Source organism: Variovorax glucosi (assembly GCF_051216695.1).
In the GTDB taxonomy this organism is placed as follows: domain Bacteria; phylum Pseudomonadota; class Gammaproteobacteria; order Burkholderiales; family Burkholderiaceae_C; genus Variovorax.
In genome coordinates this window covers 312,067-337,994 of sequence record NZ_JBPJZE010000002.1, presented here as the reverse complement: position 1 = coordinate 337,994, position 25,928 = coordinate 312,067, and the positions used below count along the sequence as shown (strand labels likewise).

Sequence of the window (25,928 nt, the reverse complement as noted above, 5' to 3'; positions counted from 1 at the left end):
ACGGGTCAGGCAATCTTGAACCGTGCGACCGACTGGCGCAGTTCCTCGGCCATGCGCGAGAGCTCGCGCACCTGCTGGGCCGTGGTGCGGGTGCCCTCGCCGGTCTGCTCGGTGACGGCGAAGATGTGCTGGATGTTGGCCGCCACGACGTTGGCCGAGTCGGCTTCGCGCGACGCCGATTGCGAGATCTGCTCGATCAGCTCGGCCAGCCGACGCGACACGCGGTCGATCTCCGACAGCGCCGTGCCGGCGGTATCCGACAGCCGCGCACCTTCGACCACGCCCTGCGTCGAGCGCTCCATTGCGCCGACGGCATCCTGCGTGTCGGTCTGGATCGCCTTCACCAGCGCCGAAATCTGCCGCGTCGCATCGGCCGAACGCTCGGCCAGCCGCTGCACCTCTTCGGCCACCACGGAGAAACCGCGACCGGCCTCGCCCGCGGACGCGGCCTGGATGGCGGCATTGAGCGCCAGCACGTTGGTCTGTTCGGTGATGTCGGAAATCAGCTCGGTGATCTCGCCGATCTCCTGCGACGACTCGCCCAGCCGCTTGATACGCTTGGAGGTTTCCTGGATCTGGTCGCGGATCGAATTCATGCCGCCGATCGCGTTCTGCACCGCCTGCAGGCCCGACGACGCGGCCTTGAGCGACTGTCGCGCCACCGTGGCCGATTCCTGCGCCTGCGACGACACGCCGTTGATGCGCTCTGCCATGGTCAGCACCGACTGGCCGGTTTCGCGGATCTCGCGCAGCTGCTCGGTCGATGCAGCCAGCAGTTCGGTCGAGGTGTTCTCGACCTGCGAGGTGGTGCGCGCGACGCGGCTGGCCGTGTTCTGCACGTTGCCGACCAGGAGACGCAGTTCTTCGACGGTGTAGTTCACCGAATCGGCGATGGCGCCCGTGATGTCCTCGGTCACGGTGGCTTCCTGCGTCAGGTCGCCCTCGGCCACCGTCTGCAATTCGTTCATGAGGCGAAGGATCGCCGCCTGGTTGGCTGCGTTGACGCGGCCGACCTCGTCGCCCATCCGCTCGGCCTCGACACGCTCGCTCTCGGCGGCGGCCGCACGTTCGCGGCCTTCGCGCACCTGGACGAAGCCGACGGCGGCAGCCAGGCCCAGCGCCACGATCGACAACACGAACAGCAGCGCGATGGTGCCGATACCGAGGCCGGTGCGCGCCGAAAGCTTGTTCTGCAGTTCGCCGAGCGCCAGGCGCAGCGGCTCGCTGTCGGCCAGGATGGCGGTCTGCGCATCGCGCGCCATCACCAGGCCCTGCATGTTGCCGAGGATCGCGCCGGCCTGCGAACGCATGCGCTCGTAGGTCTTCAGGATCGCGTCGAGCTGGTTGCGGGTCTGCGTGTCGCGGGTACCCGGCAGGCGCTGCTGCGGATCGCCGTCGAGCAGGCCGCGCGCGAGTTCCTGGAAGGTGTTCAGGTCCCTGCCCAGCAAGGAAACGGCGGAGGGACTCACGCCTTCGACGGTGTTGAATTCGGTCGCCGACTTGCCGATGCGCTGCGTGAGCATCACCAGCTGCCCGGCGGCCGCGATTTCGGCCGTGCTGGCGCCCTGCTGCAACTTGAGCGAGGTCACGACCTGTGTCATTTCGAGCAGGTCGGTGGATTGACGGCTGACGTCGCGCAACGCCGAGCCGACGCGCGTCAGGATGTCCTGCTGCGCGAGCACTGCCTTGGCGCTCTTGTCGGCCCGTTCGGCCAGCGGACGGATCTTCTCGATCTCCGCGTCGTAGGCGCCGCCGACGCGTTCCAGGTCGAGCGCATCGTCGCCCTGTGCCAGGCCCAGCACGCGACGCGTGAGGTCGTCGGAACTCTCGCGCACCTCGACGAAGGCGGCAGCGTTGCCGACCAGCGCCTGCGACACCGATTTGGCGAGGCGCTGCGACTGCATCAGCGACTGGCCGGTCGATGCGACCTGCTGCGCCAGACGATTCGCCCGCAGGATCGACGACGCTGCGACCAGCAGCAGTACGAGCACCACCACGACCAGCGCGATGGTGAACATGCGCTGCTGGCGCGCCGGATTCGCACGGGCGGCGGCGGGGTGCATCGGCTGCTGCGGCGGCGGCGACGGCGGCAAGCGAGGTTCGGGCGGAATGGCGAACTCGGGGGGCGAAGATGCGGTGGCGACGGTCGCGACAGTCGGAACCGGCGGCGCCAGCTCGGCGGTCGCGGGATTGTCGAACGCGGGGCCGTCGTCGGACTGCGCATGGCCGGTCGCGCTGTTCTCGCCTGCGGGCAGGTTTTTCTTCGGCTGGTCGGCGATCGAACTCACGGTCGGTCCTTTACGTGGTGGCGGTCGCGAAGCGGATGCTCAGGCGCCGATACTCAAAAAACGGGGTTGCCGGGACAGCGCCTGCAGGTCGATTTCCTGCCATTGCTCGCCCTTCGCATCGGTGTAAGTGTGGCCGAGCCATGCGGCGCTGCCGGCGGCCGGCGGCTGCGAGGCAGCGAACGCCTCGACGCCGCGCAGCCCGACCAGGCGGTCGACCATCAGTGCGCAATTGACTTCGAGCAGTTCGTTGAGCGCGACGAGCCGGGCCTGTGTCCGCACGCCGTCGCCACTGACCGGCAAGGTCGCCGGCACCGCATCTTCGGACGCGAAACCGGCAAGCTGCACGACACCATACAGTCCGCCGCGCAGATTCGCGACCCCCAGAAACCACGGTTCGGTGTACGGCACCGGGTGCGGCGTCGTCCACGGGAAGATTTCGCCGGCATGGCCGAGCGGAAAAAGATACCTGGCGCTGCCGGCCTCGACGGCGAGCCACGAGGCCGACACGTCCGAGGTGCGCGCCGCCTGCAACCGGCTGGCCAGCCGGGCCTGGAAGGCGCGAAGCGCGTCTCGGTTGGCCACGGTCTCAGCCTAGCGCGCTGATCTTCGCGAGCAGCTCCGCAGCATTCACCGGCTTCACGATGTAGTCGCGCGCGCCCTGCCGCATGCCCCAGACCCGGTCGGTTTCCTGGTTCTTGCTGGTGCACATGATGATCGGCACGCCGGCATACAGCGGGTTGCGCGCGATCGCACGCGTCAGCTGGAAGCCATTCTGGCCGGGCATCACGATGTCCATCAGGATCAGGTCGGGCTGGGCTTCCTCGATACGCCGCATCGCGTCGTCGGCGTTTTCCGCAGTGCGCACGGCAAACCCGTTCTTTTGCAGCAGGCCCGAAAGAAACAGGAGCTCGGTCTTCGAATCGTCGACGACCAGCACGTTATGGATGGGCATCAATGAACCTTTTCGGTCTGGAGGACACCGAACTGCTGCACGGCGCGCAACAGCTGGTCCTTGGTGAAAGGCTTGGTGAGAAAGTCTTGCGAACCGACCATGCGACCGCGAGCCTTGTCGAAGACGCCGTCCTTGGACGACAGCATCACGACCGGCACACCGGCAAAACCGGTATTTCGCTTGATGATCGCGCAGGTCTGGTAGCCGTCGAGGCGCGGCATCAGGATGTCGCAGAAGATCAAATGGGGTTTGTGGTCGTTGACCTTGGCCAGCGCATCGAAACCGTCTTCGGCGAGCAACACCTCATGGCCGCCCTGCTTGAGGAAGATCTCGGCGCTCCGTCGGATGGTGTTGCTGTCATCGATGACCAGCACCCTGAAACCGGACCCGTTCGCGCTCATAAGCATCGCTCCTCATACAAGACTTCAATCGGCCACGCGCCTCATTTCGACACGTAACCGATGCGGCCCTATGCCATGCTTCAGATTTCAACCATCTCGAAGTCTTCCTTGCGCGCACCGCACTCCGGACATGTCCAGTTCATCGGCACATCGGCCCAGGCCGTGTTTGCCGCAATACCATCTTCCGGTACGCCAGCAGCTTCGTCGTAGATCCACCCGCAAATCAGGCACATCCAGGTTTTCGTGTTCATCGCAGCTTAAAGTCCCTGTTCACAAATTGCAATTATTGTATCCATGCGTATCAAAATATTCAGCCATATGAACGCGGAAGACAACTTACTTACTACCGCACCGGAGCGCGCGCAGCATGGTCGATCTTAACGAGACACTTTCGGACGAAGCATCGGCGGAAGAACTGTCCCTCAACCCGCCTTGCGTACTCGTCTTCAACGCGAGCGATCCGAGCGGCGCCGGCGGCCTCGCAGGCGACACGCTGGCCATGGCGTCGGTAGGCGCCCACATGCTGCCGGTCGTCACGGGCGCCTATGCGCGCGACACTGCGGAAATCTTTGGCCACTTCGCCTTCGACGAGGAAGCCGTCGAGGAACAGGTGCGCGCGATCCTCGAAGACGTCGAGGTGCAGCTGATCAAGGTCGGCTTCGTCGGGTCTCCGGAGACGCTGGCGACCATCGCCGAAACCGCGACCGACTATCCCGACGTGCCGGTGGTCTCGTACATGCCCAACCTGTCGTGGTGGGACGAGAACCTGATCGATCCCTACCTCGACGCCTTCCGCGAACTGGTGCTGCCGCAAACCACCGTGCTGGTCGGCAACCACAGTACGCTCTGGCGCTGGCTGCTGCCCGACTGGACAGGCGAGAAACCCCCGAGCGCGCGCGACATCGCACGCGCTGCCGGAGAGGCCGGCACGCCCTACACGCTGGTGACCGGGATCATGCTGCCCGACCAGTTCATCGACAACGTGCTCGCCTCGCCGCAATCGGTGCTGGCGAGCGAGAAATACGAGCGCCTCGAAGCCGTCTTCGCCGGTGCCGGCGACACGCTTTCGGCTGCGCTCGCCGCGCTTCTCGCCAGCGGTACGGACCTGCCGGCCGCCGCTTCCGAGGCGCTGAGCTACATGGACCGCTGCCTGGATGCGGGTTTCCGCCCCGGCATGGGCCACGTGCTGCCCGACCGGCTCTTCTGGGCCCAGCCAGAAGAAGACGACGAAGATGAAGAAGACGGACCCGAGACGCCCGCCGACCCCAACGACTTTGCATTGCCTCCCCATGACACAAGACACTGACCGCAACCACATCCTCTTCGAGCGCGCCCGCGCCGTCATTCCCGGCGGCGTCAATTCGCCGGTACGCGCCTTCAAGGCCGTCGGCGGCACGCCACGCTTCGTCACCCGCGCAAAGGGTGCCCATTTCTGGGATGCCGACGACAAGCGCTACATCGACTACATCGGTTCCTGGGGTCCGATGATCCTGGGCCACGGTCACCCTGCCGTGGTGGAGGCGGTGCAGAAGGCAGTGCTCGAAGGCTTCTCCTACGGCGCGCCGACCGAGCGCGAAATCGAGCTGGCCGAAGCCATCCTCGCGCTGGTGCCGTCGATGGAAATGGTGCGGCTGGTGAGCTCGGGCACGGAAGCCGCGATGAGCGCGCTGCGTCTTGCGCGAGGCGCGACAGGCCGCAAATACATCATCAAGTTCGAGGGCTGCTACCACGGCCATGCCGATGCGCTGCTGGTCAAGGCCGGCTCCGGGCTCGCCACTTTCGGCAACCCGACATCCGCCGGTGTGCCGCCCGAAGTCGTCCAGCACACGCTGGTGCTCGAATACAACAACATCCCGCAGCTCGAGGAAGCCTTCGCGCTGCACGGCAACGAACTCGCCTGCCTGATGATCGAGGCGATCGCCGGCAACATGAACTTCATCCGCGCATCGGCAGAGTTCGCCAAACGCTGCCGCGAACTCTGCACGCAACACGGCGCGCTGCTGGTGTTCGACGAAGTCATGACCGGCTTCCGCGTCGGACTGCATGGCGCGCAAGGCGTGCTGGGCGTGACGCCCGACATCACCGTGCTGGGCAAAGTCATCGGCGGCGGCATGCCGCTGGCGGCTTTCGGCGGACCGCGCGCCATCATGGAACAGCTCGCGCCGCTCGGCCCGGTGTATCAGGCCGGCACGCTGTCGGGCAATCCGGTCGCGACCGCATGCGGACTTGCGACGCTCAAGGAAATCGCCAAGCCGGGTTTCTACGAAGCGCTGTCGCAGAAGACGCGCGCGCTGGTCGACGGATTGAAGTCGGCAGCGGATACAGAAGGCGTGCCGTTCAGCGTCGACAGCGAAGGCGGCATGTTCGGCTTCTTCCTGTTCGACGAACTGCCGCAGAACTATGCGACCGTGATGACCACCGACAACGCGACGTTCAACAAGCTGTTCCACGGCCTGCTCGACCGCGGCGTCTACATCGCGCCTGCGCTGTACGAGGCCGGTTTCGTGAGCGCCGCGCACAGCGACGAAGACATCGCAGCGACGGTCGAGGCCGCGCGGCAGATCTTCAAGACGTTCTGAAATTGCCCGCTTCATGACAAATCGAAAACTGTGGCGGGCGCTGCCGCTCGTCGCCGGCCTGGGACTAGGGCTGGGGCTGGCCGCGATGCACGGATCGGCGTCGGCGCAGACCGAACCTAAGGCGGACGCCGGTGCATTCGACCTGTCGACCGAACTGCGCAAGGTCTGGCTGAATCCCGGCTTCTATTCGTACCACTTCGACCGCAACAAGGGTCTGGAAGATTTCAACCCCGGGCTCGGCTTCGAATATCCGGTCAGCGATATGGTCTCGGTGACAGCTGGCGCATTCCGCAACAGCGACCGCGATCAATCGCGCTACATCGGCGCGTACGTGATGCCCTTCGAGTTCCACGGCGTGAAGTTCGGCGCGGTGGTGGGCGGCTTCGACGGCTACCGGAACTACCGCAACGGCAACTGGTTCCCGGCGCTGATCCCCACCGCCGCTATCGAAGGCAAGCGCTGGGGCCTGAACGTCGCGATCATCCCGTCGTACAAGGACCGCCTGTATGGCGCGCTGACGTTCCAGCTCAAATACCGATTCGCCGACTGAATCGGCAAATCGGAATCAGTGCCTGAAGTGGCGGACGCCGCTCAGGACCATGACCACGCCGCGCTCGTCAGCCGCGTCGATCACTTCCTGATCGCGCATCGAGCCGCCCGGCTGGATCACGCAGCTTGCGCCTGCATCCACGACGACATCCAGTCCGTCTCGGAACGGAAAGAATGCGTCGCTGGCCACGGCGGTATTCTCGAGCGACAGCCCGGCATGCCCGGCCTTGATGCTGGCGATGCGCGCCGAGTCGAGGCGGCTCATCTGGCCCGCGCCGACGCCCATCGTCATGCCGTCGGCACAGAACACGATCGCGTTGCTCTTGACGAACTTCGCGACCTTCCATGCGAACAGCAGGTCCTGCAGTTGTTCCGGCGTCGGCTGCTTCTTGCTGACCACCTTGAGTTCGCTTTCGAGCAACACGCGGTTGTCGGCGGTCTGCATCAGCAGGCCCGAACCGACGCGCTTGACGTCCATCGCGTTGCGGCCGTTGTCCCAGTCGGTGGCGCCGCCCTTCGGCAGAGCGATTTCCAGGATGCGGACGTTGACCTTGCTCTTGAAGACTTCCATCGCCTCGGGCGTGAAGCCGGGCGCCATCAGCACTTCGACGAACTGCTTGCTCACGGCCTGCGCGGCTGCGGCGTCGACCGGACGGTTGAAGGCGATGATGCCGCCGAAAGCCGAAGTCGGATCGGTCTTGAAAGCCTTGCCGTACGACTCGAGCGCGTCGGCGCCGATCGCCACGCCGCACGGATTCGCATGCTTGACGATCACGCAGGCCGGCACGTCGAAGGACTTCACGCATTCCCAGGCCGCGTCGGCATCGGCGATGTTGTTGTAGCTGAGCTCCTTTCCCTGGAGCTGCTTCGCCGTGACCAGCGAACCCGGCGCCGGGTACAGATCGCGATAGAAAGCGGCCTGCTGGTGCGGGTTCTCACCGTAGCGCAGGTCCTGCAGCTTGACGAATCGGCCGTTGCTCTGCGCCGGGAACATCGAGCGCGTCGGCGCGGCCTGGTCGTGGCTGGCGTCGAAATCGATCGCGGACAGGTAATCGCTGATCGCGCCGTCGTAGTCGGCAATGCGGTTGAAGGCGGCGACCGAGAAGGCGAACTTCGTCTTGTTGCTGAGCTTGCCGTAGGCCTTGAGTTCGGCCAGCGCGGCCGGGTATTGCGATGCGTCGGTCAGCACGCCGACGTCCTTCCAGTTCTTGGCCGCGCTGCGAACCATCGCCGGGCCGCCGATGTCGATGTTCTCGATCGCGTCTTCAAGCGTGCAGCCAGGCTTGGCGACGGTCGATTCGAACGGATAGAGATTCACCACCAGCAGGTCGATGGTGTCGATGCCGTGTTCCTCGATGGCCGCCACGTGCGCCGGCATATCGCGTCGCGCCAGCAGGCCGCCGTGAATCTTCGGATGCAGCGTCTTGACGCGGCCATCGAGCATTTCGGGGAAGCCGGTGTGATCGGCGACCTCGGTCACCGGCAGGCCGGCGTCGGCCAGCAGTTTGGCGGTGCCGCCGGTGGACAGCAGCTTGATGCCGAGCGCGTCGAGCGCCTGCGCGAATTCGAGGATGCCGGTCTTGTCGGAGACGGAAAGGAGTGCGGTGAGTGCCATGGTTTTCTTCTGTTCGTTCTTACTTGATGAGCTTGTGCTCGAGCAGCTTCTTGCGGAGCGTGTTGCGGTTGAGCCCCAGCCATTGCGCGGCGCGCGACTGGTTGCCCTCGGCACGCTCCATCACGACGTCGAGCAGCGGCTTTTCGACCACGCGGACCAGCATGTCGTACATGCCGTCGGGCTCGATGCCGTGCAGGTCGCGGAAGTAGCTCTCCAGACTGTTCCGGACGCATTCGTCGATGTTCTTTTTGCTCATGACTGTCTTCTTTTGTTCAATGCACGGCCTCGGCACCGTGAACCGGAATCCGCACCATCGCGTCGGCCAGCGCGTCGAAATAATCGGCCACCGCGCGCAATTGCAGTGCGCAGTCTTCGATGCCGTTCATCTTGCCGCGAAAGGTTTCGCCCCCGGGCAGTGCATTCACGTACCAGCCGATGTGTTTGCGTGCGGTACGCACGCCGCTGTACTCGCCGTACAGCGCGTAGTGCGCCGGCAGATGTTCCAGCAGCAGATCGCGTACTTCGGCAACCAGAGGCGGTGCAAGGTGCGTGCCGGTCTCCAGGAAATGCGAGATTTCGCGAAAGATCCACGGTCGGCCCTGCGCCGCGCGGCCGATCATCACGGCATCCGCGCCGGTCGCGGCCAGCACGTCTCGCGCTTTCTCCGGCGTCGTGATGTCACCGTTGGCGACCACCGGAACGCGCACCGCGGACTTGACGGCGGCGATGGTGTCGTACTCGGCGTCGCCCTTGTAGCCCTGCTCGCGGGTGCGGCCGTGCACCGTCAGCATCTGCACGCCGGCCGATTCGAAATCGCGCGCCAGCTTGACCGCGTTGCGGTGGTCGGCGCTCCAGCCGGTGCGCATCTTGAGCGTCACCGGCACGCCGTGCGGCGCCGCGGCATCGACCACCGCGCGGACGATCTCCAGCGCCAGCGGCTCGTCGCGCATCAGCGCCGAACCGGCCCACTTGTTGCAGACCTTCTTGGCCGGACAACCCATGTTGATGTCGATGATCTGCGCACCGCGGTCGATGTTGTAGTGCGTGGCCTCGGCCATCATGGCGGCGTCGGTGCCGGCGATCTGCACGGCGATCGGACCGGGCTCGCCGGTGTGGTCGGCGCGGCGCGAAGTCTTCAGCGAATGCCACAGATCCTTGCGCGAGGTCACCATCTCGCTCACCGCATAGCCCGCGCCGAGCGAACGGCAGAGCATGCGGAAAGGCCGGTCCGTGACGCCGGCCATGGGCGCGACGAAAAGGCGGTTTTCCAGCGCGTGAGGGCCGATGTGCATGGGTCTGGGGGACAGGTGCGAAAAGCAGCAGCGGGCGCCGGGCCGGCGCAGGGCTGCTGAAAAATGAGGCACGATTGTAGCGAGCCCGGATTTCAGGGGCTGAAACGGGCGGCGCTTTCTCCGACGCACCGCGCGCAGGCCGCTTCCTATACTTCGGCGCACACATGGAAGCCTGGCTCGAATCCCTCCTTGCGCTGCTCGCGCTCCCCCAGTTCGGGCTCTCCACCGTTTTCATCGCGGCCTTCGTCTCCGCGACGCTGATACCGGTCGGTTCGGAACCCGTTCTGTTCGGATTGCTCAAGCTGAATCCGGAACTGTTCTGGCAGGCCATCGCCGTAGCGACGATCGGCAACACGCTCGGCGGCATGGTCACCTGGTGGATGGGTTTCGGCGCGCACAAGGTCGCCGACAAGTACTCTCATTCGAAGCACCATCTACGCGTGCTCGGCTGGCTGGAAAAGCTGGGGCCGAAGGCCTGTCTGCTGAGCTGGCTGCCGATCGTCGGCGATCCGCTTTGCGCGGTTGCCGGATGGCTGAAGCTGCCGTTCTGGCCCTGCGTCGGTTACATGGCGATAGGAAAGTTCGCGCGGTATCTCTGCATGACGGTGGCGCTGCTGTACATCTGGCCGAACTGAGTCGTCCGGCTCGCGGTCAATCGAGGACGACACGCCTCTGGACCCGACGCCCGAACAGCAGGCCGACGAGCAACAGGCCGCTTGCCGAAATCATGAAGACGATCGATGTCGAGAACCGGTCGACCAGACCGGCAGCCATCGACACCCCCAGCGACTGACCGAAGAACAGGCAGCAGGCGAACAGCGCGACAGCCGAGCCGCGCGCCGACGGTGCCATCTGCGTGGCGTGCGTCTGCAGCGTGTTGTGCAGGGCATAGAAGCCGAATCCGGCGACCAGACAGGCAGGCAGCGTCCAGTGCCACGAAGGCGCAAATCCGATGGTCGCGAAAGCGATCGCCATGCAGACGCCACCGACCCGTGCGAGCCCCGGCTCACCGATGCGTCGCAGCAATGGCCGCGCAGTGCGGCTGTAGATCAAGCCACCCAAGCCGTACAGCGCCACCACGGCACCGGCTTGCGGCATGGAAAGGCCGAAGCGCAGATGCAGGTGACTCGGGATGAATGCCAGCGCGCTGAAAGCGAGCGCGCCTTCGATCCCCACGACGACCAGAATGGTTTGCGCCCACGGGATGGTGACGATGGCGCGAAATCCGCGGATCAGGCCCTGCGGCGCCGGCCGCGGGCTCGTCGGCGAGCCTCCCGTGCGGAACAGCAGCATCCCGCCGAATGTCGCGAACACGACAGCCAGTGCGGCGAAGGCCGCGCGCCATCCGAGCGTCTCCGCCAGAAGCCCGCCGAGCCACTGGCCGGCGATCATGCCGAAAACCGTCGCGCTGAGCAGTTGCGCCAGCACTGCCTGACGCTCGTCGTAGGCGACGGTGTCGCCGATCCAGGCCATGGTCAGCGGGATGATGCCGGCGGCGGCGGCGCCGGAGAGCACGCGACTCGCCGTCAGCCAGTCGAGGCTCGGGGAAAAGGCCGCCGCCGTGCTGCCTACCGTGCAGGCGAGCGTTGCCGCGCCAATGACGCGCAGCTTGCCGTAACGATCGCCGAGCGGTCCGAAAAGCAGCTGAAGTACGCCGTACGCGATCGCGAACGCCGAGATCGTGCGCGCCGCCTGACCTGCGCTGGCATCGAACGCCGCTGCGAACGCGGGCAGCATCGCATCGCAGACCCTCATGGAAGCCATGCTGGCGCAGGCGCAGGTCCCGACGAGCCACACCGGCACTGGTCGGGCAACGGCGACAGTCACGTGGTTTTTCAGCTGCTGAAAAGGAAATTCATCACGTCGCCATCCTTGACGACGTATTCCTTGCCTTCCGCGCGCATCTTCCCGGCGTCCTTCGCGCCCTGCTCGCCCTTGAAGGCGATGAAGTCGGCGAAAGCGATGGTCTGGGCGCGGATGTAGCCCTTCTCGAAATCGGTGTGGATCACGCCGGCCGCCTGCGGGCCGGTGTCGCCGACATGGATGGTCCAGGCGCGAACTTCCTTCACGCCGGCGGTGAAGTACGTCTGCAGGCCGAGCAGCTTGTAGGCCGAGCGGATCAGGCGGTTCAGGCCAGGTTCGTCCTGACCGATCTCGGCGAGAAACATGGTCTTGTCCTCGTCGTCCATCTCGGAAAGCTCGGCTTCGATCTTGGCGCAGATGGCCACCACCGGGGCGCCCTGCTTCTTCGCGTATTCGGTCAGGCGGTCGAGGAAGGGGTTGTTCTCGAAACCGTCTTCCGCCACGTTGGCGACGAACATCGCCGGCTTAGCGGTGATCAGCGTGAAGGTGGCGATCAGCGGCAGGTCGTCCTTGCTGAATTCGAGCGCGCGAACCGGGATGTTCTCGTTCAGCGCGGCCTGGCATTTCTCCAGCAGCGCGACGAACTTGATCGATTCCTTGTCGCCGGAACGCGCGGTCTTGCCGTGGCGGTGCAACGCTTTTTCGACCGTTGAGAGGTCGGCCAGGCAGAGCTCGGTCTGAATGACTTCGATATCGGAGATCGGGTCGACCTTGCCGGCGACGTGGATCACGTTGTCGTCCTCGAAGCAGCGCACCACGTTGACCGTGGCGTCCGTCTCGCGGATGTGCGCAAGGAATTTGTTACCCAGGCCTTCGCCGGTGCTGGCGCCAGCCACCAGGCCCGCGATATCGACGAACTCGACGATCGCCGGAACGATGCGTTCCGGCTGGACGATTTCGCTCAACGCAGCCAGTCGCGGATCGGGCACTTCGACCACGCCGACATTCGGCTCGATGGTGCAGAACGGATAGTTTTCCGCTGCGATGCCGGCCTTGGTCAGCGCATTGAAAAGGGTGGATTTACCGACGTTGGGCAGGCCGACGATGCCGCACTTCAAGCTCATGGATGTCCTCTGGAGTCAACCCGCGATTTTAGGGGCCGTCCCCGCGCTGCGCACTCGGCTTCATTCAAAGCGGTAATCGGCACCGACTTCCTGCCCGGCCGTCAGAAGGTGGTCGATGCCGGAAAGCACGATGGCGTTCATGCCGAATGTGATGGCGCCATCGACGCGCGCATCGGCGCGGTAGGTGCGCAGCACATCGCCCACCGCCGTGCTGCGCGTGGCGGTTGCGGGATCGATATCGGGAATCGGGCAGCGCGTACAGGGCTTGACGGGTTGCAGTCGCGCGTCGCCCTGCCCGGTGGCGATGTGCAGCGTGTCGACACGGTTCTCGTCGTGCGACCCGATGCCAGCGAGAACGATGTTGGGCCGGAACCGCTCGATACCGACAGCGTCGTGGCCGGCCGCCGCGAGGCGCTCGTTCAGTTCGGCGAGCGAACCTTCGCTCGCGACCAGCACCGGGAAGCCGTCGGTGAACTGGTTCTCCGCCTCGACGCCGCCGGTCCATTTCAGGCTCGATAGCCGTTTGTGCGCCGGATCGAAGCGCACCAGCCGCAGCTTCAACGGGCGACCAGGCTCCGAAAGGAAGTCGCTGAACCACTGCGCGGCGATATCGCCCATGTCGTAGGCGGCGACTTCGTCATTCCAGACCTTGACGCGCACAGGCGCCTCGACGCGGTCGAAAGCGATGTGCAGCGCCAGCATGCCCGGCGCCCGCAGCACCATCTCGAGCTGCTTCAACTGCGGCCGGACGAGAACCATGCGCGGCAGTTCGCGCTGGGTGACGAAATCGCCCTGCGCGTCGACCACCATCCAGGCGCGGTCGAATTCCAGGCCGGTTTCGGTCAGCAGCGCCTCCGAAACCTCGACGCCGGCGCAGGACTTGATGGGATATACGAACAGCCGTGCGATGGTGGCGTGCAGGTCGAATTCGGCGAAATCGGAAGCGGTGGAGGTCATGACCGGATTGTCCCCAATCGGCGAACCGCCGGAAAGCCACTCCTACAATCCTTCGATGGCACTTTCCCCCGAGGTTTGCATTCGCGGCGGCGGCATCGTCGGCCGCACTCTGGCGCTTTTGCTCGCGCGCGAACGCGTCCGCGTCGCGCTCGTCGCACCGGCAGCCGAAGCCCGCGACGACGTCCGCGCCTATGCGCTCAACGCGGCGTCGAAGGCGCTGCTCGAATCGCTGCGCGCCTGGCCCGACGCCGCCCACGCGACGCCGATGCGCGAAATGCAGGTCATCGGCGATGCCGGCGGCCATGTGCAGTTCAGCGCCGAGGCGCAACGGGTCGACGCGCTGGCCTGGATCGTCGATGTCCCGGCGCTCGAACGCCAGCTGGCCGATGCGGTGCGCTTCCAGCCGCAGATCGATGTCGTCGCAGAGCCGGTTCCGGCTGCGTTGACGGTGGTCTGCGAAGGCAAGTTCAGCGCGACACGCGAAATGCTCGGCGTCACCTACGACGTGACGCGCTATCCGCAACACGCGATCGCCGCGCGCCTCACGGCCGAACGTCCGCACCACGGCGTGGCCCGCCAGTGGTTCGGCGACAAGGGCGAAATCCTGGCGCTGCTGCCGCTCGGCGGCGATTCGGCGGAAATCGACAGCAAGGCGCTGGCGCTGGTCTGGTCGGTCGATCAGTTCCGTGCACCGGACCTGCTCGCGCAAGATCCCGAGACCTTCGGCGCCGCGTTGCGCGAAGCGAGTCACGATGCGCTCGGCGCGCTCACGCTGACCAGCGAGCGCGCGCCGTGGCCGCTGCAGCGCGCCGTTGCCGACCGCTGGATCGGTCAGTTCCCGCCTTCCGCCGATGGCAAGCCCGGCAAGGCCTGGGCAATCGCCGGAGACGCAGCGCACACGGTGCATCCGCTGGCCGGCCAGGGACTGAACCTCGGCCTGGGCGATGCGGCCGAGCTCGCCGAAGTCATCAAGACGCGCGACTACTGGCGCAGCGTCGGCGACCCGCGCCTGCTGCGCCGCTACGAACGCGCGCGTCGCACCGACGTGCTGTCGATGAGTCTCGCGACCGACGGCCTGCAGCAACTTTTCTCGCGCGGAGCGGAGCCGCTGCCGGCGATCCGCAACTGGGGCATGCGCGGCTTCGACCGCACGCATCTGGTCAAGCGCTGGATCGCGCACCAGGCCATGGGCCTGCATGTCTGAACCGATCCCGATGAATGGAATTCCGATGACGAAACGCTTTCACTCCCTGTGCGCACGCGCCGCCTTCTTCGCGATGGGCGCGTTCGCCGTTTTCGCGCATGCCGGTGAGGCCGAGATCCGCAAGAACCTCGCGGCGCGCATTCCGCAGTTCGCGACCATCGACGAAGTGTCGAAGACGCCGATGACCGGCATCTTCGAAGTGCGCATCAACGGCAGCGACCTCTATTACACCGATGCGCAGGGCGACTACCTGATGCAGGGCAACCTGATCGACGTGCGCGAGCGCAAGAACCTGACCGAGGCGCGCGTCGAGAAGCTCACCGCGATCGCGTTCGACAAGCTGCCGCTGCAGGACGCCTTCAAGATCGTGCGCGGCGACGGCAAGCGCAAGCTGGCGATCTTCGAGGACCCGAACTGCGGCTATTGCAAGCAGTTCGAGCGCGACCTGAAAAACGTCGACAACGTAACCGTCTACCTGTTCCTCTACCCGGTGCTCGGCGCCGACTCGGCCGCCAAGTCGCGCAACATCTGGTGCGCAAAGGACAAGGCCAAGAGCTGGAACGACTGGATGGGCGCCGAGGTCAAGCCCGAAGCGGCTGCGGCAAGCTGCGACGTCGCCGCGCTCCAGCGCAACGTCGAGTTCGGCCGCAAGCACAACATCACCGGCACGCCGACGCTGATCTTCGGCGATGGCTCCCGCGTGCCGGGCGCCGTTCCGGCCGCGCAGGTCGAGAAGCAGCTCGTGGCGGCAGGCGCCGCAGCCGGCAAATGACGGGAGACGCCCGCATCCGTTACCGCGTCGAATGCGCGGACCGCCACGCGCATCTGTTCGCCGTCACGCTGACCATCGACTCGCCGGCCGCACTGCAGTCCGTTTCGCTGCCGGTCTGGATTCCCGGCAGTTACCTGATCCGGGAATTCGCCAAGAATCTGCAAGGGCTGAGGGCCACGCAGGGCCGCAAGAAGCTTGCGCTGACGCAGCGCGACAAACACAGCTGGCAGATCGACTGCGTCGCCGGCAAGCCGCTGGTGCTGCGCTACGAAGTCTGCGCGTACGACAACTCGGTGCGCACCGCCTGGCTCGACGCCGACCGCGGCTTCTTCAACGGCACGAGCCTCTGTCTGCGTGTCGAAGACCAGACCGACGCGCCGCATGCGATGGAGATCGTCGCGCCGTCGTCGACAGCCGGGACGACACGCTGGCAATGCGCGACGTCGCTGCGTCCGGAGAAAGTCGACGCGCAGGGTTTCGGCAGCTACATCGCCGAGAACTACGACGAAATTGCCGACAGTCCGGTCGAGATGGGCGCGTTCTGGAGTGCCGATTTCGAGGCCGGCGGCGTGCCGCACCGCTTCGTCGTGACCGGTGCTCCCCCTTCCTTCGACGGCGACAAGCTGATCGCCGACACGCGCGCGATCTGCGAGATGCAGATGCGGTTCTGGCACGGCGAGAAGGTCGGAAAGCGTGGCGGCGGAAAGCCGCCGCACGACCGATACGTCTTCATGCTGAACGCAGTTGACGACGGCTACGGTGGGCTCGAACACCGCCATTCGACGGCCCTGATCTGCACCCGGCGCGACCTGCCGCAGCGCAGCGTCAAGAAGCAGCCCGAGGGCTACACCACGCTGATGGGCCTGATCAGCCATGAGTATTTCCACACCTGGAACGTCAAGCGCCTGCGGCCGGCCGAATTCGCGCGCTACGACTACGCGCAGGAGAACTACACGCAACTGCTGTGGTTCTTCGAGGGCTTCACCAGCTACTACGACGATTTGCTGCTGCGCCGCGCCGGCCGTATCGACGACGCGACCTATCTGCGCCTGGTCAACAAGACGATCAACCAGGTGCAGCAGGCGCCGGGACGGCTGGTGCAATCGGTGGCGGACGCGAGCTTCGATGCCTGGGTCAAGTACTACCGTCAGGACGAGCAGACGCCGAACCAGACGATCAGCTACTACACCAAGGGCGCACTGGTCGCGATGTGCCTCGACCTGACGCTGCGCCGCGAAGGCAGCGGCACGCTCGATGACGTGATGCGGCTGCTATGGACGCACAGCGGCGGCGGGCCGATCGGCGAAGCGGATGTCGCCGCAGCGCTGGAAACCGTCGGCGGCCGCTCCTATGCGGACGAACTGGCGCAGTGGGTGCATACGGCGGGTGAACTCCCGCTGTCGGACCTGCTGCGCGCGCACGGCGTCGCGGCGCTGGACGATGCGGCGCAACGCGCTCAGGTGCTTGGGCTGCGTGTCGCGGAGAGCGGCGGCAGCGTGCTGGTCAAGATGGTGCTGCGCGGCAGTGCCGCCGAGAAAGCCGGGTTTTCAGCGAACGACGAATGGATCGGCATCGAGTTGCCTGCCACGAAGGCCCGACCGGCTCAGGGTTGGCGGATCACGAAGCTGGACGATCTGGCGCTCTATCTCGGCGACGAGAAGAAGCTGACGGCGCTGGTCGCGCGCGACCGGCGGCTGATCCGGCTGTCGCTGGTGATTCCCGCTGAAGTCACGACATGGCGGCTATTTGCACAGGATACGGTGAAGCTGGCTGCGTGGATGGCGGTCAGCTGATCTCCTTTCGCACGATCCGGATCGGCTGCGCCTGAACATCGCCGGCGCCGATGCCTGCGCCGCCGCCGATTCCGACCATCACGCACGGTTTTCCGGTGCGCCGGCAATGGTCCTGCACACGCCAGTAGGCGCTGTGGCTCATGCAGCCGGTCTGGCAGATCACCATGTCGGCCGCGCGCAGGCTGGCTTCGAAAGCATTCGTGTCCTGTCGGTCCAGGACATCGTGCCCGTCGTGATGCAGGTAAATCCCTCCGGCGATCTCCGCCAGCCGACGCGCCATGGCCGACGATTCTTCCGCCCCACCGATGCAAAGCACCGACTTCTCGCGCACCATCGCCTGCGTCGAATCGCGGACGATCAGCGCCGCTCGCAGGCGCACGATCTCGGCCGCCTGCTCTGCGATGAGGCGCGAGCAGCGGTCCTGCGCCTTGGCATAAGCGCGCAGCAATACGTCGTGTTCTTCCATGGCAGCTCCAAATGATCAGCCATTCTAGATGCGATGAATTCTCAACTACATCGAATGGAAACCCGCGATGGGACGCTGGTTATAGTGGTTCCGCAATCCTCTTTCCCTCGACTTCCCACAACCCTCGCGGAGACACCATGAGCTACGAAAACATCGAAGTGCGCACCGAAGCCGGCAAGGTCGGCATCGTCACGCTGAACCGGCCGAAGGCGCTCAATGCGCTCAACGATGCGCTCATGACCGAGCTCGGAACCGCTCTGCAGGCCTTCGATGCCGATCCGGCCATCGGCTGCATGATCGTCACCGGCAGCGAGCGCGCCTTTGCCGCCGGCGCCGACATCGGCGCGATGGCCAAGTACAGCTTCGTCGATGCGTACAAGGGCGACTACATCACCCGCAACTGGGAAACCATCCGCACGATCCGCAAGCCGGTGATCGCAGCCGTGAGCGGTTTTGCGCTGGGCGGCGGCTGCGAGCTGGCGATGATGTGCGACTTCATCATCGCCGCCGACAACGCGAAGTTCGGCCAGCCCGAAATCAAGCTCGGCGTGATTCCCGGCGCGGGCGGCACGCAACGGCTGCCGCGCGCGGTCGGCAAGAGCAAGGCGATGGACATGGCCCTGACCGGCCGGATGATGGACGCGACCGAAGCCGAGCGCGCCGGACTCGTCAGCCGCGTGGTGCCGTTCGAGAAGCTGGCCGACGAAGCGCTGGGCGCGGCACTGCTGATTGCCGACTTCTCGCAGGTCGCGGTGATGGCGGCGAAGGAATCCGTGAATCGCGCGTTCGAGAGCGGCCTGTCCGACGGCGTGATGTTCGAGCGCCGGCTGTTCCACGCGCTGTTCGCGACGTCGGATCAGAAGGAAGGCATGGACGCTTTCGTGAACAAGCGCAAGGCTGCGTTCACGAACAGCTGACTCTTACTGTGCCGGTGCAGGCTCCGCCGCCTTGACCGGTTCGGCTTCCGCCTCTTTCAGAGCCTCCCGCAGCGATGTCAGACCGCTGGCCGCAGGCGCACCGGTTCCCGCCGGAATGCCCTTCTCCTTCCAGCGGATCTGGTTGCCGGCAACTTCCAGCAGGCCCAGTTGTTCGCCGTTGCGCTCCAGTGCGATACGCCATTCGACGCGTCCCGACAGCGGCTGAGGGCCGACGCCGGCCAATGCAGCCGAACCCACCAGCGGGCCCAGTTCGCGTGCATCCGCGCGCGCGACGCGCCGGGTTTCGCCGCCGGCCGAAGTGATTGTCAGACGAGTCCACTGAGACAGGGCCGTGAAGGTCGGCGTCGGCGGCTCTTCCACGCGGGACGGCGCTTGCGACGCGGGCAATCCGGCTTCGGGCTGAGCCGTCGTGCCGGCACGACCCGCACGCGACGCCATCGGCACTTCGACCGGGATGGCCATCCGCGGCAGCGCACTGGCAAACAGGCTGGATTGCGCTCCGCTCGCATCCGACCGCTGCGCCAACCGCGCCTTGGCTTCGGCGGCCTCGAAACGCTGGAGCTTCTGCTCCAGGGCGATGCGCGCGGCGGCGTCCTTCGGCGACTCGACAGCAGGCATGGCGATGGTCGGCGCGGCGGGAGCGATCGTGGGTGCTGCAGCCGGCATCGCGGCCGGCTGCGCGGGCAGGCTCGCTGCCGCGGCCGGCACGGACGCTACCGCCGGTGGCACGACCGCGGACGGCGGCGGCGGTGGCGGCGGCGGTGCCACCGGCTGTATCGTTTGCGCGGATGTCTGCGGGGCCTGCGCCAAAGGCACGGCAGGCGATGCAGGCGCAGGCGCAGGCGCTTTGGCTATTTCGCTGGCAGGCGAGGCAGCCGCAGACGGCTCGGCAGCCTTTTTGCGTGCAACCTTCGTACGGAAATCATCCAGCAGATCCCGATCCCGTACAAACACCGCGGCTGCGACCAATGCGATCACGACCAGCCCGTTCCACGGAATGTGCGCGCTGAATCCCGCACCGCCGCGCATGCCCAATAGGCGCTGCACGAAGCTGCGCTGCGCCCAGACCGGCGCAGCGGCGAGCGACGGCGCGACCGCCTCGTGCGCGAAAGACAGGATCGACTCGCGCGTTTCCTCCATCGGCGACACGGCATGGTCGGGCGCGTGCAGGAGCGCGCGGCGCAACACCGGATCATGGAATGCGCCGCCGCCGTCGTCCGCCTCAAGCTCGTCCGGAAGATCGGCATCCATTTCCTCGTCGCGTTCGTCCAGCAATTCGGGATCGACGCGATAACGCCTGTCGTCGGTCATGCCGCTTCCTCCTTCTCGGCGAGACGGCGTTCCATCGAAGCCTGCAGCTTCAGGCGTCCGTGGAGCAGGCGGTTGCGTACGGTGTTGAGTCCGACGTCGAGGGTTTCGGCGATTCTCTCGACGGTGAATCCGTCCTCGTGATGCAGCAGGAATGCTGCACGCTGGGTATCAGGCAGTTCGTTGAGGCAGGCCAGCATGTGACGACCCGCCGAGCGCCAGAACTCGATGTCCTGGATCGACGGATCGATCGGCTTAGCACCGAGCGCCCGTGCCGGCGGCAGCGCCTCGTGCGCGTCACCGTCCTCGTCGGTATCGCGCGCACTGAACCGCGCATCGCGCCCCGCCACCTGCAAACGGTCCGTCGCCAGGTTGTGCGCGATCGCAAAAGCCCAGACACCCCAGGCCGCATCCTGCGAAGAGAAATGCGCGCGCGCCGTGACGATGCGCACCCACGTCTCATGAAACACGTCCTTGACCTCGCCCGCCAGCCGCGTGCCGAGCATCCGTTGCACGAAACGCAGCACCGCACTCTCGTGGCGCGCATAGAGCGCATCGAATGCGAGGGTGTCGCCGCCGATGAAGGCACGCATCAATTGGTCGTCCGGCATGGCGGCATGACGCGCCGGGATCTCGACAGCGGTTGGAACAAGCATCTGCCGATTTTCGCCTGAGGCGGCGTCGTCGTGAAAGGTTGTGACAGATTCTCGTATCGCGGATCTGACGACATGACAGATGAAGGAAACCGAAGGTTTTGAGCGGGCCTGAAAAAGCTGGTTATAATCTTGGGCTCGGCTCTTTAGCTCAGTCGGTTAGAGCGATGGAATCATAATCCACAGGTCCGCGGTTCGAATCCGTGAAGAGCCACCAGTCAACAAAGCCTTGCAAGTCAACGACTTGCAAGGCTTTTTGTTTTTTGTGCGTGCTAATTGAGGTTGCCTCCAGATAGGATCTTCATCCCGCCCGGCTCACCGCGATAAATGCACGTTCAGAGTGTTCGACGGCTCTTAGGCAAAAGTGTTTTCCCTAGCGAGTCGCGCAGATCCGTACGTGGGCCAATAGCCGTTAGCGTCTGCAGCGCAGCAGGTCTGCATGCAGAGTTCGGCGCTCCGTTCACGCTACCGGCCACCGCAATTCGAAGCGAGTACCTGCTTGCGCTGCAGATGCGGCTGTCAGCGTGCCTCTATGCGCTTTTGCGATCTGCGCACAGATGTGCAATCCGAGTCCAAGGTGATTGCCCTGGTCCTGCGAGTTCGAACGCCAGTAGGGATCGAACATTCGGTCCAGTTCCGCCTGAGCGATGACGGCGCCCTGGTTGGTCACCGACAACACGGCTTCGTCGTTCGCGATGAATGCGCGAACCAGGATGGGAGTGCCCTGAGACCCATAAGCGATTGCGTTGGCGATCAGGTTGGAGAGCAGTTGCTGAAGGCGCGACAGGTCGCACACGACCGCGCCATCGATCGTGAGCTCGTCGATCAGCTGAACCTCGGGATTGGCATCCTGAAGCTCGTGCACCACACTGGCCAATCCTCTTGCCAGGTCGACGCGCGGTGACAGGTTGATCGAGATCACATTGCCGGCGCGTCCCCTGGCAAAGTCAACCAGATCGTTGAGCAGGACCGACATGCGCTGGGTACTGGCCCTCATGCGTTCGCTTACCCGTGACATTGCGGGATCGCCGAAGCGCGTGATGAGTTCCGTGCCCGATGCGATCGCGGACAAGGGGTTTCGCAGATCGTGAGCGACCACCGCGATGAATTGTTCGCGCGACACGGCAAGCGAACGCTCCGCCGCCAGGAGTTGCACCGTGTCCTCGTGCATCAGTTCGCCATCGAGCAAATGACCCAGCAACGCCGCATACGCAGCGAACATCGCCTGAATCTTGGGGTCCGCGACCGGCCGCGGCAGCGGGTCCAGCGCACAGAGGTTTCCGAAATGGCTGCCATCGCGCAACAGGATCGGCACCGACACATAGCTCTCGAATTTGTAGAGCCTCGGTGTTTGATGGTGACAGAACACCGGATCGGCACTGGCATGCTCGATCACGATCGGAGCCAGCTGATTTCGTGCCTCAATGCACAGCGTGGTCTCTACCGGAAGTTCGGACCCCGGGCTCAATCCGAAATCGAGCTGGTCGTGTACGGCGCAAGCGACCCAGAGTTCATCGGAGACGTGGGCAACCGCAGAAAATCTGAGCTGCGTCTGCTCGGAGATCAGCCGGAGCATGACCGGCACGGCCTCGATGCGCTGGACCGCCTGGCGCAAGACATTCGCACGAACTCGAGCATCGTGGCGCGTTGCAGAAGGGGTCATGCTCATATCGGCATTTTCCTACGTTCTGCACGGACACTCAAACTTTATGCGTAGTTGGCGCCGTCAATCGCGGCGACAACAGTCGCTTCAAGCACAAGTCAGACGCACTTAGATCTCGTCCTTGCCCGAATAACGTCGGTGTCCCTTCACGTCATATCGGTCGAGCATCATGACCTTGTCCCAGACTTTGATGAATTCCGATACGAAACGGGCTTGACCGTCGTGTCCGGCAAACACGTCTGCGATCGAACGCAATTGCGAATTCGATCCAAAGACCAGATCGTTTCGACTGGCAACGAACTTCGCAACTCCAGACTCCCTGTTCCTGAGAACAAAGTTCTTGCCGCTTTCATCCGTCTTTTCCCAGACCAGATCGGTGTCTGTCAAATTGACCAGGAAGTCGGTCGTGAGAACACCTACCCTGTCAGTAAACACGCCCGTGTTCGAAGCATCGTGGTTCGCGTTCAGCACTCGAAGTCCTGCAGTCAGCACAGTCCACTCGGGGGCGCTGAGTCGCAGCAGATTCGCCTTGTCGAGGAAGAACTCTTCCGGCGCGACATTTGGCGCAATGGTGACCGAATCTGGGTGCGTGTAGTTTCGAAACCCGTCGACGACCGGTGCAAGCCACTCGAACATTTCCACATCCGTCAATTCCTGCGTCGTATCGACCCGGCCCGGCGTGAATCTGGCGGTCACCGGAATCCCTGAATCGCCCGCTGCCTTTTCTACTGCGGCAGTGCCAGCGAGAACTATCAGGTCAGCGAGAGATATCCGGACGTTGCCCGTCTGCTTTCCATTGAATTCGGACATCACTCCACGCAACATTTCGATCACTGAAACGGTGCGGCGATTGACGGCCCAGTCCTTCTGGGGGGCAAGTGCGAGGCGACCCCCGTTTGCGCCGCCGCGCTTGTCGCTGTCCCGATAAGTCGAGGCAGCGGAGAACGCGGTAAATACCAGATCGGAAACTGAAACTCCCTTTGCCAATACGGCCTGTTTCAATTCCGCGATTTCCGCAGCACCCACCAGTTCGTAATTGCGCTCGGGCAGCGGGTCTTGCCACAGCAAGCCATCTTCGATCCTCACCTCGGGACCCAGGTAGCGGTGCTTCGGGCCCATGTCGCGGTGCGTGAGCTTGTACCAGGCCTTCGAGAATGCCTGGGTGAAGGCGTCGAAATCCGCCAGGAATTTCTCACAGACCTTTCGATATTCGGGATCGACCTTGAGCGCGATATCGCTGGTCATCATCATCAGGTTGTTCATCTGACCTGCAATATGGGCGTCAGGCGTCTTGGGGGCCGCCGAATCGACAGGCTTCCACTGGGAAGCACCTGCCGGACTCGTCGTCGGTTCCCATTCGAGCCCGAAAAGATTTTCGAGATAGCTGTTGTCCCACTGCGTCGGATTCGGCGTCCAGCTTCCTTCGATGCCGTTGGTCATGGTGTCCTGAGCGAAGCCCAGCCCTCGCGGATTGGCCCACCCGAGTCCCATGGCCTCCATGGGCGCGATCTCGGGCGGCGGACCCACTTCTTTCGGTGGCGTCATGCCATGGCTCTTGCCGAACGCATGGCCACCAGCGATGAGCGCAACCGTTTCTTCGTCGTTCATGGCCATACGCGAGAACGTCACACGAATATCGCGTGCCGATCCCATCGGATCTCCGTTGGCGTACGGGCCTTCCGGATTGACATATATCAAGGCCTGGTGGGACGCAGCGAGCGGATTTTCGAGGTCGTAATCGGCATCGCCGTTCTGGCCGCGCCAGCGCTTGTCGCGCGTCACCATGCTGTCGTAGCCATCGATCTGCTTCGGATTCCAGACTTCCGGGCCCCAGTAGGTCGAATTGTCGGCTTCCCAGGCATCCAGGCGACCGCCGCCAAAACCATAGGTCGGAAAACCCATGATCTCCAAAGCGCAGTTTCCGGTCAGGATCATCAGGTCGCCCCAGGAGAGCCCATTGCCGTACTTGTGCTTGATGGGCTGCAGCAGACGTCTCGACTTGTCGGTGTTGCCGTTATCCCACCAGCTGCTGATGGGAGCGAAGCGCTGCATCGCGTTACCCGCGCCGCCTCTGCCGTCGGCAATTCGATAAGTGCCTGCCGCATGCCACGCCATTCGGATCATTTGCGGGCCGTAGTTGTTGTAGTCGGACGGCCACCAGGCAACCGACGTGGTCAGGAATTCCTTGATGTCCTTCTTGAGCGCATCGAAATCCAGCTTCGCGAACTCGGCCGCGTAATCGAAATCCGGACCCAGCGGATCCGATGCCAAACCGTTCTGATGCAGCTGCTCGACGCGCAGGCGATCGGGATACCAGTTTTCCAGCGTGGGCGGTGTGCCGAACGAACCGCCGATGCGGTCGCCGCCGAAGGGGCATTTGCCGGTCATCTCGCGCGTCACTGTATTTGTCTTGTCCGTCTTCATTTCATTCATGGGAATTCCTATAGAAACTGCTTGTTGGGATCGGCACGGCTTGCGGTTGCGCAAGGCGCCTGACGCATCTACGAGCCGAACTTGAGCCGCACGCGACGACTCTTTCGACTTACTCTCCAATTCATCGTCAGTCCATTGACGGTCGATCGAATTGCCAGCAATTGCTGTTCGTTCGCAAGACGAAGTGCTGTCATGGTGTCGGCGAGCATTCCCTCGCCGAATGCACAGGAGGGGATCGCCTGCAGCGGCGTTTGCCGGCTGCCGTTCCAGCCACCTCACTTCGCCGAAAACTGCCTCGAGATGAAGCTGCACGTCGCCACCAGCAACTGCGCGCATTCCGCGAGGCTCGCTTCCATGCGATGCCGTGGGCCGGCCACGGCCACGGCCAGCGTCTCGTGGTTCACAGTGAAGAAAGCCGACACCGCCCACACGTCGCCGACGTTTTCGCCGCGCGTCTGAAAGTAGCCGGCGCGGCGGCTCTGCAGGATGTCGGCAATCAGAGTTTCGTTGTCGGTGATGGTCGCCGAGGTCACGGCGGGCAGCGTGCGACCTTCGAACCAGGCGCGCAGTTCAGGCTCTTTCAGCGACCCCAGCAGCGCCTTGCCGATCGAACTCGAATGCATCGGCTTCATGTCGCCCGGCGTGGCCGAATAGCGGATCGAATTCGCGCTCTGCACCACCTGCAGATAGACCACCGCGTCGCCCTGCCGCTTGCCGAGGATGACCGTTTCGCGCGAGGTGTCTCGCAGCCGTTCGAGCACCGGCGTCATCCGCTCGATGAACGGGTCCTTGTCGAGGATGTCGCGCGCCACGTCGTACATGCGCTTGGTTGGATACAGCGAGCGCGGTCGCGTCAGCGAATACAGGTAACCGCGCGCGATGAGCGTGCCGACGATCGCGTGGCAGGTGCTCTTAGGCATGTCGACCGCCTCGGACAGGTCGGTGAGCGACAGCGGTCGCTGGCTGGTCTGGAAGGCTTCGAAGATGTCGAGCACGCGTTCGATGGCGGTGACGTTGACTGCTGACATGCGATGTCTCCCGATTTGTTTTGGCATTGCGGGAAATCCCGCCGGCTGAACGAAACCGTCCGCTAACGACGCTTCAATGCCTGCTGCGCCCGTTTGTTCGAAATGTAGAA

Annotated in this window: 25 protein-coding genes and 1 tRNA gene; 9 read left to right on the top strand and 17 right to left on the bottom strand. The window is 64.4% G+C overall.

Annotated elements, in window-relative coordinates:
- Positions 1 to 5: 5 nt before the first annotated feature.
- The 5 genes from ACSFA3_RS09975 to ACSFA3_RS09955 all read right to left on the bottom strand — a co-directional run bounded on the left by ACSFA3_RS09975 (position 6) and on the right by ACSFA3_RS09955 (position 3,892).
- Complete coding sequence (locus ACSFA3_RS09975) at positions 6 to 2,063, bottom strand: methyl-accepting chemotaxis protein (RefSeq protein WP_435506194.1); 2,058 nt, start codon at positions 2,061 to 2,063, stop codon at positions 6 to 8.
- 264 nt (positions 2,064 to 2,327) lie between these two features.
- Entirely contained in the window at positions 2,328 to 2,870 is a 543-nt protein-coding gene (locus ACSFA3_RS09970; RefSeq protein WP_435505287.1) for a chemotaxis protein CheW, read from the bottom strand.
- A gap of 4 nt (positions 2,871 to 2,874) precedes the next feature.
- Entirely contained in the window at positions 2,875 to 3,240 is a 366-nt protein-coding gene (locus ACSFA3_RS09965) for a response regulator transcription factor (protein WP_435505286.1), read from the bottom strand.
- The gene (locus tag ACSFA3_RS09960; RefSeq protein WP_435505285.1) at positions 3,240 to 3,641 is read right to left on the bottom strand and encodes a response regulator; all 402 of its coding nucleotides are present in this window, start codon (positions 3,639 to 3,641) and stop codon (positions 3,240 to 3,242) included. Before ACSFA3_RS09960 ends, ACSFA3_RS09965 begins: the two co-directional genes overlap by 1 nt.
- An 80-nt stretch (positions 3,642 to 3,721) precedes the next feature.
- Entirely contained in the window at positions 3,722 to 3,892 is a 171-nt protein-coding gene (locus ACSFA3_RS09955) for a rubredoxin (protein WP_183023681.1), read from the bottom strand.
- Positions 3,893 to 4,008: 116 nt separating this feature from the next.
- On the opposite strand from ACSFA3_RS09955, the gene thiD reads away from it, so the two are divergent.
- Genes thiD through ACSFA3_RS09940 form a run of 3 tightly spaced genes read left to right on the top strand, consistent with a single transcriptional unit; the run spans position 4,009 to position 6,770 of the window.
- Complete coding sequence (thiD, locus tag ACSFA3_RS09950) at positions 4,009 to 4,947, top strand: bifunctional hydroxymethylpyrimidine kinase/phosphomethylpyrimidine kinase (protein WP_435505284.1); 939 nt, start codon at positions 4,009 to 4,011, stop codon at positions 4,945 to 4,947.
- Positions 4,931 to 6,220 carry a glutamate-1-semialdehyde 2,1-aminomutase gene (gene hemL / locus ACSFA3_RS09945; RefSeq protein ID WP_435505283.1) on the top strand — a complete coding sequence of 430 codons (1,290 nt, stop codon included), beginning with the start codon at positions 4,931 to 4,933 and terminating at the stop codon, positions 6,218 to 6,220. Before thiD ends, hemL begins: the two co-directional genes overlap by 17 nt.
- 13 nt (positions 6,221 to 6,233) lie before the next feature.
- Positions 6,234 to 6,770 carry a hypothetical protein gene (locus ACSFA3_RS09940; RefSeq protein WP_435505282.1) on the top strand — a complete coding sequence of 179 codons (537 nt, stop codon included), beginning with the start codon at positions 6,234 to 6,236 and terminating at the stop codon, positions 6,768 to 6,770.
- Positions 6,771 to 6,785: 15 nt separating this feature from the next.
- Here ACSFA3_RS09940 and purH read toward each other — a convergent pair whose 3' ends face one another.
- The 3 genes from purH to dusB are packed head-to-tail and all read right to left on the bottom strand — an operon-like array spanning position 6,786 to position 9,676.
- On the bottom strand, positions 6,786 to 8,384 hold the full coding sequence (gene purH, locus ACSFA3_RS09935) for a bifunctional phosphoribosylaminoimidazolecarboxamide formyltransferase/IMP cyclohydrolase (RefSeq protein WP_435505281.1): 1,599 nt from the start codon (positions 8,382 to 8,384) through the stop codon (positions 6,786 to 6,788).
- A 19-nt stretch (positions 8,385 to 8,403) separates the two neighbouring features.
- On the bottom strand, positions 8,404 to 8,640 hold the full coding sequence (locus ACSFA3_RS09930) for a Fis family transcriptional regulator (RefSeq protein WP_435505280.1): 237 nt from the start codon (positions 8,638 to 8,640) through the stop codon (positions 8,404 to 8,406).
- 16 nt (positions 8,641 to 8,656) lie between these two features.
- Positions 8,657 to 9,676 (bottom strand): tRNA dihydrouridine synthase DusB, encoded by a 1,020-nt coding sequence (gene dusB, locus ACSFA3_RS09925; protein ID WP_435505279.1) that lies wholly within the window; start codon positions 9,674 to 9,676, stop codon positions 8,657 to 8,659.
- A gap of 164 nt (positions 9,677 to 9,840) precedes the next feature.
- Here dusB and ACSFA3_RS09920 point away from each other — a divergent pair, with 164 nt between their 5' ends.
- Entirely contained in the window at positions 9,841 to 10,311 is a 471-nt protein-coding gene (locus tag ACSFA3_RS09920; protein ID WP_435505278.1) for a YqaA family protein, read from the top strand.
- Positions 10,312 to 10,327: 16 nt separating this feature from the next.
- On the opposite strand, the gene ACSFA3_RS09915 is transcribed toward ACSFA3_RS09920, so the two are convergent.
- From ACSFA3_RS09915 to ACSFA3_RS09905, 3 genes are read right to left on the bottom strand one after another with little or no spacing between them, the layout of a single operon-like run.
- Complete coding sequence (locus ACSFA3_RS09915) at positions 10,328 to 11,503, bottom strand: MFS transporter (protein WP_435505277.1); 1,176 nt, start codon at positions 11,501 to 11,503, stop codon at positions 10,328 to 10,330.
- An 8-nt stretch (positions 11,504 to 11,511) separates the two neighbouring features.
- Positions 11,512 to 12,603, bottom strand: coding sequence for a redox-regulated ATPase YchF (gene ychF / locus ACSFA3_RS09910; protein ID WP_435505276.1), 1,092 nt, complete (start codon positions 12,601 to 12,603; stop codon positions 11,512 to 11,514).
- Between the two features lie 60 nt (positions 12,604 to 12,663).
- Positions 12,664 to 13,560, bottom strand: a complete 897-nt coding sequence (locus ACSFA3_RS09905; protein ID WP_435505275.1) for an MOSC domain-containing protein — start codon at positions 13,558 to 13,560, stop codon at positions 12,664 to 12,666.
- Positions 13,561 to 13,615: 55 nt separating this feature from the next.
- On the opposite strand from ACSFA3_RS09905, the gene ACSFA3_RS09900 reads away from it, so the two are divergent.
- The 3 genes from ACSFA3_RS09900 to ACSFA3_RS09890 all read left to right on the top strand — a co-directional run bounded on the left by ACSFA3_RS09900 (position 13,616) and on the right by ACSFA3_RS09890 (position 17,329).
- The gene (locus tag ACSFA3_RS09900) at positions 13,616 to 14,764 is read left to right on the top strand and encodes an FAD-dependent monooxygenase (RefSeq protein ID WP_435505274.1); all 1,149 of its coding nucleotides are present in this window, start codon (positions 13,616 to 13,618) and stop codon (positions 14,762 to 14,764) included.
- 73 nt (positions 14,765 to 14,837) lie between these two features.
- Positions 14,838 to 15,536, top strand: coding sequence for a DsbC family protein (locus ACSFA3_RS09895; protein ID WP_435506193.1), 699 nt, complete (start codon positions 14,838 to 14,840; stop codon positions 15,534 to 15,536).
- On the top strand, positions 15,533 to 17,329 hold the full coding sequence (locus tag ACSFA3_RS09890) for a M61 family metallopeptidase (RefSeq protein ID WP_435505273.1): 1,797 nt from the start codon (positions 15,533 to 15,535) through the stop codon (positions 17,327 to 17,329). The genes ACSFA3_RS09895 and ACSFA3_RS09890 overlap by 4 nt, the downstream gene beginning before the upstream one ends.
- On the opposite strand, the gene ACSFA3_RS09885 is transcribed toward ACSFA3_RS09890, so the two are convergent.
- Positions 17,322 to 17,795, bottom strand: a complete 474-nt coding sequence (locus ACSFA3_RS09885; protein WP_435505272.1) for a DUF2325 domain-containing protein — start codon at positions 17,793 to 17,795, stop codon at positions 17,322 to 17,324. The genes ACSFA3_RS09890 and ACSFA3_RS09885 overlap by 8 nt on opposite strands.
- Before the next feature lie 137 nt (positions 17,796 to 17,932).
- Here ACSFA3_RS09885 and ACSFA3_RS09880 point away from each other — a divergent pair, with 137 nt between their 5' ends.
- Positions 17,933 to 18,712 carry an enoyl-CoA hydratase gene (locus ACSFA3_RS09880; RefSeq protein ID WP_435505271.1) on the top strand — a complete coding sequence of 260 codons (780 nt, stop codon included), beginning with the start codon at positions 17,933 to 17,935 and terminating at the stop codon, positions 18,710 to 18,712.
- A 3-nt stretch (positions 18,713 to 18,715) separates the two neighbouring features.
- On the opposite strand, the gene ACSFA3_RS09875 is transcribed toward ACSFA3_RS09880, so the two are convergent.
- Complete coding sequence (locus tag ACSFA3_RS09875; RefSeq protein ID WP_435505270.1) at positions 18,716 to 20,044, bottom strand: hypothetical protein; 1,329 nt, start codon at positions 20,042 to 20,044, stop codon at positions 18,716 to 18,718.
- Entirely contained in the window at positions 20,041 to 20,697 is a 657-nt protein-coding gene (locus ACSFA3_RS09870; RefSeq protein WP_435505269.1) for an RNA polymerase sigma factor, read from the bottom strand. The genes ACSFA3_RS09875 and ACSFA3_RS09870 overlap by 4 nt, the downstream gene beginning before the upstream one ends.
- 137 nt (positions 20,698 to 20,834) lie before the next feature.
- Between ACSFA3_RS09870 and ACSFA3_RS09865 the strand changes: the two genes are divergently transcribed.
- A tRNA-Met gene (locus ACSFA3_RS09865) sits at positions 20,835 to 20,911 on the top strand.
- Between the two features lie 243 nt (positions 20,912 to 21,154).
- On the opposite strand, the gene ACSFA3_RS09860 is transcribed toward ACSFA3_RS09865, so the two are convergent.
- From ACSFA3_RS09860 to ACSFA3_RS09850, 3 genes are all read right to left on the bottom strand, one after another.
- The gene (locus ACSFA3_RS09860; protein ID WP_435505268.1) at positions 21,155 to 22,357 is read right to left on the bottom strand and encodes a GAF domain-containing sensor histidine kinase; all 1,203 of its coding nucleotides are present in this window, start codon (positions 22,355 to 22,357) and stop codon (positions 21,155 to 21,157) included.
- Positions 22,358 to 22,465: 108 nt separating this feature from the next.
- A complete protein-coding gene (gene katG / locus ACSFA3_RS09855) occupies positions 22,466 to 24,790 on the bottom strand; it encodes a catalase/peroxidase HPI (protein WP_435505267.1) in 2,325 nt (774 codons plus the stop codon).
- A 275-nt stretch (positions 24,791 to 25,065) separates the two neighbouring features.
- Positions 25,066 to 25,818, bottom strand: coding sequence for an IclR family transcriptional regulator (locus tag ACSFA3_RS09850; RefSeq protein WP_435505266.1), 753 nt, complete (start codon positions 25,816 to 25,818; stop codon positions 25,066 to 25,068).
- Between the last annotated feature and the right edge of the window lie 110 nt (positions 25,819 to 25,928).